This window comes from Novosphingobium sp., assembly GCF_041915465.1.
Lineage (GTDB): Bacteria > Pseudomonadota > Alphaproteobacteria > Sphingomonadales > Sphingomonadaceae > Novosphingobium.
The window spans coordinates 1-8,781 of the sequence record NZ_JAYSBK010000118.1; the positions used below are offsets into that span (position 1 = coordinate 1).

Annotated in this window: 8 protein-coding genes and 1 pseudogene; 2 read left to right on the plus strand and 7 right to left on the minus strand. The window is 62.0% G+C overall.

Features of this window, described 5'->3' with window-relative positions; all coding sequences use genetic code 11:
• Nucleotides 1–473: EAL domain-containing protein (locus ACE3SN_RS14890; protein WP_374531310.1), on the plus strand; the 473-nt coding region annotated here is incomplete at its 5' end.
• Nucleotides 474–801: 328 nt separating this feature from the next.
• On the opposite strand, the gene ACE3SN_RS14895 is transcribed toward ACE3SN_RS14890, so the two are convergent.
• Nucleotides 802–1,500: a pirin family protein gene (locus ACE3SN_RS14895; RefSeq protein ID WP_374531312.1), complete on the minus strand. Its 699-nt coding sequence runs from the start codon at nt 1,498–1,500 to the stop codon at nt 802–804.
• A gap of 199 nt (nt 1,501–1,699) precedes the next feature.
• Between ACE3SN_RS14895 and ACE3SN_RS14900 the strand changes: the two genes are divergently transcribed.
• The gene (locus tag ACE3SN_RS14900; protein WP_374531314.1) at nt 1,700–3,814 is read left to right on the plus strand and encodes a TonB-dependent receptor; all 2,115 of its coding nucleotides are present in this window, start codon (nt 1,700–1,702) and stop codon (nt 3,812–3,814) included.
• A 2-nt stretch (nt 3,815–3,816) separates the two neighbouring features.
• Here ACE3SN_RS14900 and zapE read toward each other — a convergent pair whose 3' ends face one another.
• The 6 genes and pseudogenes from zapE to ACE3SN_RS14930 form a co-directional block, all read right to left on the minus strand.
• On the minus strand, nt 3,817–4,935 hold the full coding sequence (gene zapE / locus ACE3SN_RS14905; protein WP_374531316.1) for a cell division protein ZapE: 1,119 nt from the start codon (nt 4,933–4,935) through the stop codon (nt 3,817–3,819).
• Nucleotides 4,932–5,402, minus strand: a complete 471-nt coding sequence (locus tag ACE3SN_RS14910) for a PaaI family thioesterase (RefSeq protein WP_374531318.1) — start codon at nt 5,400–5,402, stop codon at nt 4,932–4,934. The genes zapE and ACE3SN_RS14910 overlap by 4 nt, the downstream gene beginning before the upstream one ends.
• Nucleotides 5,403–6,185, minus strand: a complete 783-nt coding sequence (locus ACE3SN_RS14915; RefSeq protein WP_374531320.1) for a succinate dehydrogenase iron-sulfur subunit — start codon at nt 6,183–6,185, stop codon at nt 5,403–5,405.
• Nucleotides 6,186–6,290: 105 nt separating this feature from the next.
• The gene (locus ACE3SN_RS14920; RefSeq protein ID WP_374531322.1) at nt 6,291–6,851 is read right to left on the minus strand and encodes a sigma factor-like helix-turn-helix DNA-binding protein; all 561 of its coding nucleotides are present in this window, start codon (nt 6,849–6,851) and stop codon (nt 6,291–6,293) included.
• Between the two features lie 67 nt (nt 6,852–6,918).
• Nucleotides 6,919–8,373, minus strand: coding sequence for a carotenoid oxygenase family protein (locus ACE3SN_RS14925; protein WP_374531324.1), 1,455 nt, complete (start codon nt 8,371–8,373; stop codon nt 6,919–6,921).
• Between the two features lie 69 nt (nt 8,374–8,442).
• A pseudogene (locus ACE3SN_RS14930) lies at nt 8,443–8,781 on the minus strand (haloalkane dehalogenase); the annotation flags it as partial.

Consider the following 8,781-nt stretch of genomic DNA (forward strand, 5'->3'; position numbering starts at 1 on the left):
CCGACATCGTTCGCGAACGCGGCCTGCGCGATTGTTCGCTGATCACGTTTGAAGTGACCGAAACCTTCAGCATGGCCAATCGCGAACAGGCCAAGCGCAATCTGGCCGCGCTGCGGACCATGGGCTTTCGACTTTCGATCGACGATTTCGGCACGGGCCAGGCCAGTCTTGCCTATCTGGCCGAAATCCCGAGCGACGAGATCAAGCTCGACCGCCGCTTCATTCAGGCCATCACCACCGACCAGCGCGAACGCCTGATTGTGGAGAGCGTGATCTCGCTTGCACACGCGCTCGGCCAGGAAGTCGTGGCCGAAGGGATTGAGGATGTGATGACGCTTGAGGCCCTGCGCAAGCTCGGCTGCGACCTTGCCCAGGGCTATCACGTTGGCCGGCCGATGAAGCTATCGGATTTACTCGAGCTGGTCGCGGTGTCCCACAACGACGCAAGTGAGGTGATAGCCCTGAATCTTTAGGACTTGTTAACCTTAATAGATTCTTATATTTATCGGTTTCCAACCTTTGGAAGGAAATCGACATGTTTTCGCGTCTCTGGGAATACCTTTTTCATTGATTCCAAAGGGTTAGCCTAGGGAAATCGGGCTGCCCTTGGGTTAGAGTTTTCGATGCGACTCGGTTTGGTTAACAAGCTGGGCAGTGTCCATCAGCTTTGAAAGGCTCGCCAAGACTGGCGAGCCTTTCTGATTCCGGGGTATGATGGATGCGCTGAGGCGATATTCTGCGCCGCGATCAAACCGGCCGCCATCAACGCCAATTACAGCGGGCAGGGACGCGCGACCCGGCTCAGCGGGCGTCCACCATCACGATTTCGGCATCGTCGAGGGCTTCGAGCGTGATTTCGGTTTCGCCGGTTACGGCAATCCCGTCACGCGGCTGCGCTTCCCGATCGCTAACCCGGATGCGTCCGGTCGGCGCGACAAGGTATTGGTGGCGCGTGGGGTCGGCGGAATAGGTCACTGTCTCGCCGGCCTTGAGCGTGGCAGCCAGAACCTTGGCGTCGCAGCGGATCGGCAAGGCGTCATCGGCATCTGGATCGCTGCTGGCGACGATGACCCAGCGTCCCGAACGATCGCCGCGCGGAAACTCGCGCTGGTCCCAGGCAGGTGCTTCGCCGGATCGGTCTGGCAGGATCCAGATCTGGAACAGCGTGGTTGCCTCGCCTTCAAGATTGTATTCGGAATGAACGATGCCTGTTCCGGCGCTCATGACCTGAACGTCGCCCGCGGCGGTGCGTCCGGCATTGCCGAGGCTGTCCTGATGGCTGATCGCACCGCGCCGCACAAAAGTGACGATCTCCATGTCGCGATGCGGGTGAGGGGGAAAACCCGACTGCGCTGCGATTGTATCGTCATTCCAGACCCTGATCCGGCCCCAGCCCATGCGCTCCGGATCGTGGTAGTTGGCAAAGCTGAAATGATGTCGGGCGTCGAGCCAGCCGTGATCGGCATGGCCCAGCGTGGCAAAGGGGCGAACTTCAATCATGGGATTTTCCACCTCGGCGGGGTGTTGCCGCCGGAATGCTGTGGAGATGGGAACTGCGACGAAGAGTTCAATCCCTGCGGGGAAGCGCAGAGCGGCTTGTTATGTGATATTGTAACTTCGCTGGGTTGCGACTAGAAGCGCCTCACCCTCCTCCCGGAATTCACGCAGCGTCAGACTGCCTCGTCGCCATTGGAAAAATATGCCCAGTTCAAAACTGCTCGCTTCCGCCTGCCTGTTCGCGCTGATCTTGCCCATGACGGCCCAGGCGCAGGAAACACCATCGGATCAGGAACAATATCACGCGCACGACGATAACGACATCGTCGTCACCGCAACGCTGCCGGCTTCGCGACAGGACGCGCTATCGGGCGTCGCGGTGCTGCGCGGCGAGGAGCTGACCGGTTCCTTGCGCCCATCGATCGGCGACACGCTGGCCCACACCCCGGGGGTCACCGCAACCTCGTTCGGGCCAAGCGCATCGCGTCCGGTACTGCGCGGCCTGCAGGGTGAGCGCGTGCGCGTGCTGTCCAACGGGATCGGCTCGATCGACGTGTCGAACACTTCGGTGGACCATGCCCCGGCGGTGAACCCAGTCCTTGCGCAGCGCGTCGAGGTGCTGCGCGGACCACAATCGCTGCAATATGGTTCTGCCGCGATTGGCGGCGTGGTCAACGTCATCGACAAGCGCATTCCCACCGCTGTCCCCGACGAGCCGGTCCACCTCACGGCGCTCGCGGGATATGGTTCTGCCGCAAGCGAGCGGACCGGCGCCATGTCGATGGAAGTGCCGCTGGGTGGGGGCTGGGTCGGCCATGTCGACGGCAGCTATATGAAGACCGACGACCTGAAGATCGGCGGCTATGCCCTGACCCCTGAACTGCGCGCGACGGCGCTGGCATCGAGCCTGCTGCCGCCGGATCCCTCGGCCGATCCCGCGATCGATTTTGCTGCCAATGCCGCGATCAAGGGCCGCTTGCCGAACAGCGCAAGCAAGACCTGGTCGGTCGGGGGCGGCGCGGCCTATATCAACGACAACGGGAACATCGGCGTCGCCTACAGCCACTTCGACAGCCTCTATGGCATCCCGGTGCGCTTTGCGGTCGAACCGGGGCAAACGCAGGAAGCACCGCGCCTGCAGATTCGGCAGGACCGGATCGACGCCCGCGCCGAACTCAACTTTGACGGCGCATGGTTGGAAAAGGCGTCGTTCCGCTATGCCTATGGCGACTACAGCCACTACGAATTGGCGACCGACGGCAGCGTCGGCACCTCGTTCTATAACAAGGCGATGGAAGGGCGGCTTGAATTTGCCCAGGCCAATCGCGGCGGGTGGAAGGGGGCCAGCGGCCTTCAATTCATGAACCGCGCCTTCAACGTGGTTGGTGACGAGGCCTTCCTGCCGCGCAACAACACCAGCCAGGTCGGCGTGTTCACTTTGCAGCAGTTTGAGACCGGCGCTTGGAAGTTCGAAGCGGGGGCGCGTTACGAGCATTCCTCGCTCGAGGCCAAGCCGCTTGCCTCGCAGCCGCAGTTCGTCAGTGGCAAGACCAGCTACGACGCCTTTTCCGCTGCCATCGGTGCCGCCTATGACTTCGCGCCCGAATGGAAGTTTGGCGTGAACCTCTCGCGCGCCGAACGCTCGCCGTCCGCAGAAGAACTGTTTGCCAACGGACCGCACGCCGGCACCGAGGCGTTCGAAATTGGCAATCCGACCCTCAAGAAGGAGGTCGCGCTCAGCGCCGAAGGCATCCTGCGCGGCAGCGGTAACGATTTCTCGTTCGAGGCATCGGCTTTCTACACCCGCTTTAACAACTTCGTGTACGAAGACCGCACGGGCGCTTTCGAGGATGGCCTGCCGGTTTACCAGGTGCGCCAATCCGATGCGCGACTCTATGGGTTCGAAGTGCAGGGCAACGTCGTGTTTGCGCGCCCCGGCAACTGGGCGCTCTCGGTCGATGGCCTGGCCGACTATGTTCATGCCGACATCGACAACGCCGGTCCGGCGCCGCGCATTCCGCCACTGCGCTTCCTCGGCGGCCTGCGCGCCAAATCGCCGCGGCTCGATGTTGGGGTTGAGGCGGAGCACGTGACGACCCAGAACCGTGTCGCCGCCTATGAGACGACGACTCCGGGCTACACAATGGTCAATGCCGAGGTGACCTACCGTCCGATGGGCCACAATGGGCCGCTCAGCTTCGTGCTTTCGGCGAACAACCTGTTCAATGTCGATGCGCGCCGCGCGGCGTCCTACCTCAAGGATTATGCGCCGCTGGCAGGCCGCGATTTCCGCATTACCGCGCGCCTGGAAATTTAGGGCTAATCCTCGCCGTGTCCGGCGGCGAGGTAGTCGGCGCTCTGCATTTCCATCAGGCGGCTGATCGTCCGGTCGAATTCGAACCGCCCGTCGCCGCTGGCATAGAGCTGTTCCGGCTCGGCATTGGCGGTGGCAAGCAGCTTGACCTTGTGCTCGTAAAGCGCGTCGATCAGCGTGACGAACCGCGCGGCCTCGTTGCGGTTTTCCGGCCCCATGCAGGGGATGCCGACCAGGATCACGGTGTGATAGGTCTGCGCGATGGCGAGGTAGTCCGAAGCGCCGCGCGCCTCTGCACACAGGCGCTTGAAGCTGAACACGGCCACGCCCTTCAGGCTCTTGGGCACATGCAGCATCCGCCCGCCGCCAACGTCGATATCGGCCGAGGGCACGTGCGCGGCGTCCTCGGGCGAATAGTCGGTCAGGCGGAAGAAGGCTTCGCGCACTTGGGCCGTCGCGGCATCGCCGAGCGGGGTGTGCCAGGTTGCCATGCCGCCAAGCCGCTCGAGCCGGTAATCGACCGGGCCGTTGAGCGCCAGCACGTCAAGCTCGCGCTCGATCAGGGCGATGAACGGCAGGAAATGCTCGCGGTTGAGGCCGTCCTTGTACAGTTGGTTCGGCGCGCGGTTTGAGGTGGTGACAATGGTCAGGCCATGAACCTCGATCAGCGCGGTGAACAGCCGCGACATGATCATCGCGTCTGCCGAATTGTTGACTACCATCTCATCGAAGGCGAGCACCTTGAGGCCAGCGGCAATCGCGGCAGCGACCGGCGGGATCGGATCGCCGCTCTCGCTCTTGCGGGCCTCGCGCAGGCGGGCATGGACTTCGAGCATGAAGGCATGGAAGTGGACGCGGCGCTTTTCCGGAATGGCGAGGCAATTGTGGAACAGGTCCATCAGCATTGATTTGCCGCGCCCGACGCCGCCCCACATGTAGAGCCCGCGCGGGGATGGGGCCTTTTTCTTGCCAAGCAGCTTGCCCAGAAACCGGCTTCCACTTGGCGCCGCTTCAAGTTGCTGCTGGAGCTGGTCGAGACGGTGGGCCGCCGCGCGCTGTTCGGGATCGGGACGCAGCTCTCCGGCCGTGACCAACGCCTCGTATCGCGCAAGAACGCGGGTCATTTGCCCGAAGGTTTGCGCACGATGCCCGAGAACGAGGCGACCAGGTTTTCGTCGCTTTCGCCCTGAACTATCATGCCGCGCAGGAACACCATCCGGCGCGTCTCGCGCATGATCTCAACCACGGCGTCAAGCGGAACGCCGGGTTTGCCAGCGCCGATGAACTGACTGGATAGTTCCAGCGTGACCGAACCGGCCGCGGCATCGCCCATCAGCAGGGTGCGCATTGCCGCGAACAGCGAAATGTCCATCAACGCCAAGGTTACGGCGCCGTGGACCATGTCGAGCAGGTTGGTATGGCGCCGTTCGGGGAACATCCGCACCCGGCACAGGCGGTCTGCCTCGCGGCGTACCAGCATATGACCCATGGTCTGGGCATTGAAGCGGGTATCGTCCGACAGGTTCCAGCTATGCCAACCCGGATGATCCGGATCCGGCGCGTAGCGAAAGTCCCGGCTGTCTTCGCTCACTTAGACGTGACGCTCCGCCTGCATCTTCTTGATATCGGCGATGGCGCGGGCCGGGCTGAGGCCCTTGGGGCACACGTTGGCGCAGTTCATGATCGTGTGGCAGCGATAGAGGCGGAAGGGATCTTCCAGCTCGTCCAGACGCTCACCGGTCATTTCGTCGCGGCTGTCGGCCAGCCAGCGATAGGCCTGCAGCAGGATCGCCGGGCCCAGGAACTTGTCGCTGTTCCACCAGTAGCTGGGGCAGCTGGTCGAGCAGCAGGCGCACAGGATGCACTCATAAAGGCCGTCGAGCTTTTCACGCTGTTCGGGCGACTGGAGGCGTTCCTTGCCCGAAGGCGTGGTGCTGACGGTCTGCAGCCACGGCCGGATAGAGGCGTACTGGGCATAGAAGTGGGTGAAATCGGGGACCAGATCCTTCACCACTTCCATATGCGGCAGCGGGGTGATGCGGATGTCGCCATCCAGGTCTTCCATCGCGGTGGTGCAGGCCAGGCCGTTGCGGCCGTTCATGTTCATCGCGCAGGATCCGCAGATCCCTTCGCGGCACGAGCGGCGGAAAGTGAGCGTCGGATCCATTTCCGACTTCATCTTGATCAGCGCGTCGAGCACCATCGGCCCGCAATTGTCGAGATCGATCTCGAACGTGTCGTAGCGCGGGCTTTCGCCGCTATCGGGATCGTAGCGATAGACGGTGAATTTCTTCACCTTGGCAGCGCCTTCGGCCTTGTGATGCTTGCCCTGGCCCTTGATCTTGCTGTTCGCGGGAAGAGTGAAGGTTGCCATATCAATCCCTGTCGCTTGGTGCGGACCAAACCGCCTTTGCGGCCCTCTCTAGCGATTCATCGGCGCGGGGCAAGCGGGTGATGCGGGAAAATTCGCGCTGCCTGGTCAATGACCCGCGAACGCCGGTGCGACCAGTTCGGTTATCCCCGCCGCGATCGCCATGCCGGCAAGCAGGATGGCGAGGATAAACGCCCCTCGCGCGAAAACCGCAGGACGATCTCCGCGCGAGGGTACGGCCGCATAGCGACCGAAGATGACTGCAGAAAGCTGCGACCCTTTCCGATCCCGTTCCTGATCTGGTTGCGACCCGTCAGGCTCATGGAAAGGAAGACCTTCCACGCCCCGCCCCTCGCGGCTAGTAACGCCCGTGGGAAGGTGAATTTTTTGCCATGTGGGAGAAAATTCATTTCTCTCAGCACCATCCACCTCAGTCGCAGTTTCAGCAGGCATGTATTCCTGGCGATAGAGCCGGGCCAGTTCGCCGCGCGGCAAACCGCCCAGGCGCGCGCGAACAATTTCGATGCGCTGATTGACTGCCGATTCTGAAATACCGAGGCGGGCGGCAATCTCCTTGCTCGTCCGATTGTCGGCAACAAGCGCCAGCACTTCACGCTGCTTTTTGGTCAGCTCCGGCAGGGAAGGAAAGGCGGGCTCGGTACGCGACATGATCTAATCCTGTATTAGACATAAACGTTTAGAGCCCGACCTACAATCTTTACCATGTTCTATTTATTCAGGCTGCCAATCTGGCGCCATCGACCCAATTGCCGTGCAGGCCCTGGCGCAGCCGGATCGGCAACTTGATCCGCACCACAGGTCCCTTGGCCAGTTCGAGTGCATCGAAGATGCACAAGTCGGAATAGTTGGTGATGTGGTTGTCGACGAGTGCAATCATCCAGCCATCGCCTTCGGTCGCATCCCTTGAGCGCGGAATGAAACAGGGTTCCTGAAAGGCGCTGTCGGGCCCGGCCCACCAGCTGGTTTCCTTGCCCGTCGCCAGGTCGTAGTGGGTGATCGTGCTCAGCACCCCGGCGAACGGGCCCGGGGGGCCATTGTAGGGCTTGTCGAAGTCGTAAGTGATCTGCCAGCCGTGACGATAGGGCTTGCCCGCCATCCGGTCGTCGATCCGGGGGAATTCACCCGGCGCGTCCCCGATCCGCTCGATCGAGGCGATCTCGTCGCTGTTCGAGGCCATGTCGACCGTGACCCGGCTGAGCCAGGTGGTTGAATCCTGCGGGTTCCAGGGATGATCGAGTTCGGGGAAGAACGGCAGCGAGGTCACCTTGCTGACCGGCAAGTCGAGATGAACCTTCGAACCCTCCTGAAACGCGTTCATCACGTGGCAGCCGCAGACGCTCGGCTCCTGCTTGAACCAGCGCATATCGTTGCCATCACCGTCGCGGCGCATCACGCCGATGTAGAACGGCAGTTCGCGCTGGTAGATGAAATGCGGCAGGTTGCGCTCCAGCACCGACCAGTCGGAAGTGTAGGGGCTGACGTTGAACACCGCGTAGTCCCGCGTGATCGCGAAGTCGTGGAGCATCGTGTAATAGGGCACCGCGAAATTCGCCTGGCGCACCACCTTGCCGTCAGGGTCGATCTCGAAATAGCGGGCTTCACGCGTAAGCGGGCCGGCGATCGAATAGCCGAAGCCGCAGAAGTTGCCGGTATCGGGATCGAGCTTCGGGTGGGCGGTGAAAGTCGGGATATCAAGCGCCCCGCCAAAATCGGTGTAACCTTCGGTATCGAGCGTGTTCGGGTCCATCAGCAGGCACGGACTGTCCTCCTTCATCGCGAACAGCTTGCCGGCATGGACGAGCACGTTGGTGTTCGCCGTGCCCCGGATCTGGCCCTTGACGGCCTCGTCGTCGGTCAGCGGATTTCGATAGGCCCCGAACAGCGCCCTTCCGGCGGCGTTCTCAAGCTTCCACTTGTCGGTCTGGGCATAGCGCTGCTTGAAGTCGACCCGGCCGTTCCTGAACCGGAACATCGAGATCATGCCGTCGCCATTGAAGAACTGGTCGTCCGCGAACTTGGGCGCGAATTGCGGATCGGGGTGGACGCGGTAGAATGCCCCGTCGAGTTCACTGGGCACTTCGCCCTCAACTTCAAGGTCGGCGATTTCGCCTTGCAAACGGTTCAACCGCAGAACGCTGGAAAACAGCGGCGTATCGGGAAAGTGTGCCATCTGGTCCTCTCGGATTATTCTAACAATTGTTAGGATTGTCCAAGAAGGAACCGTCGGCATTGACTGGGGTCAAATTGAGCCGGTCCGCGCCACGTCCGCAATTGCCTCGGCAAAGCCGACCGGATCGTCTTCTTGAATGAAATGCCCACCATGCAGGGTGCGATGGGCCATCCCGCGCGTGCCGGGAACCCGTTCAAGCCACATTGCATCGCCGCCGCGCGTGATCGGATCGCCATCGGCAAAGCAGCACAGGAAGGGCTTTTCCCAACATTCGAACACCGCCCAGGCCTTGCGCTGATCGGGGACCGCCACGTTGCCTTCGAAAGGTACGAACGAGGGGTAAACCCGCGCTGCCACCTTGCTGGCGCGGGTAGGGAAGGGGGCATCATAGGCTGCGATCTCCGCCGC

Excerpts from the sequence above, each read along its gene's own strand:
- ACE3SN_RS14895 (WP_374531312.1), bottom strand. The coding sequence starts at position 1,500 with ATGATTGAAGTTCGCCCCTTTGCCACGCTGGGCCATGCCGATCACGGC.
- ACE3SN_RS14900 (WP_374531314.1), top strand. The coding sequence starts at position 1,700 with ATGCCCAGTTCAAAACTGCTCGCTTCCGCCTGCCTGTTCGCGCTGATC.
- zapE (WP_374531316.1), bottom strand. The coding sequence starts at position 4,935 with ATGACCCGCGTTCTTGCGCGATACGAGGCGTTGGTCACGGCCGGAGAG.
- ACE3SN_RS14915 (WP_374531320.1), bottom strand. The coding sequence starts at position 6,185 with ATGGCAACCTTCACTCTTCCCGCGAACAGCAAGATCAAGGGCCAGGGC.
- ACE3SN_RS14920 (WP_374531322.1), bottom strand. The coding sequence starts at position 6,851 with ATGTCGCGTACCGAGCCCGCCTTTCCTTCCCTGCCGGAGCTGACCAAA.
- ACE3SN_RS14925 (WP_374531324.1), bottom strand. The coding sequence starts at position 8,373 with ATGGCACACTTTCCCGATACGCCGCTGTTTTCCAGCGTTCTGCGGTTG.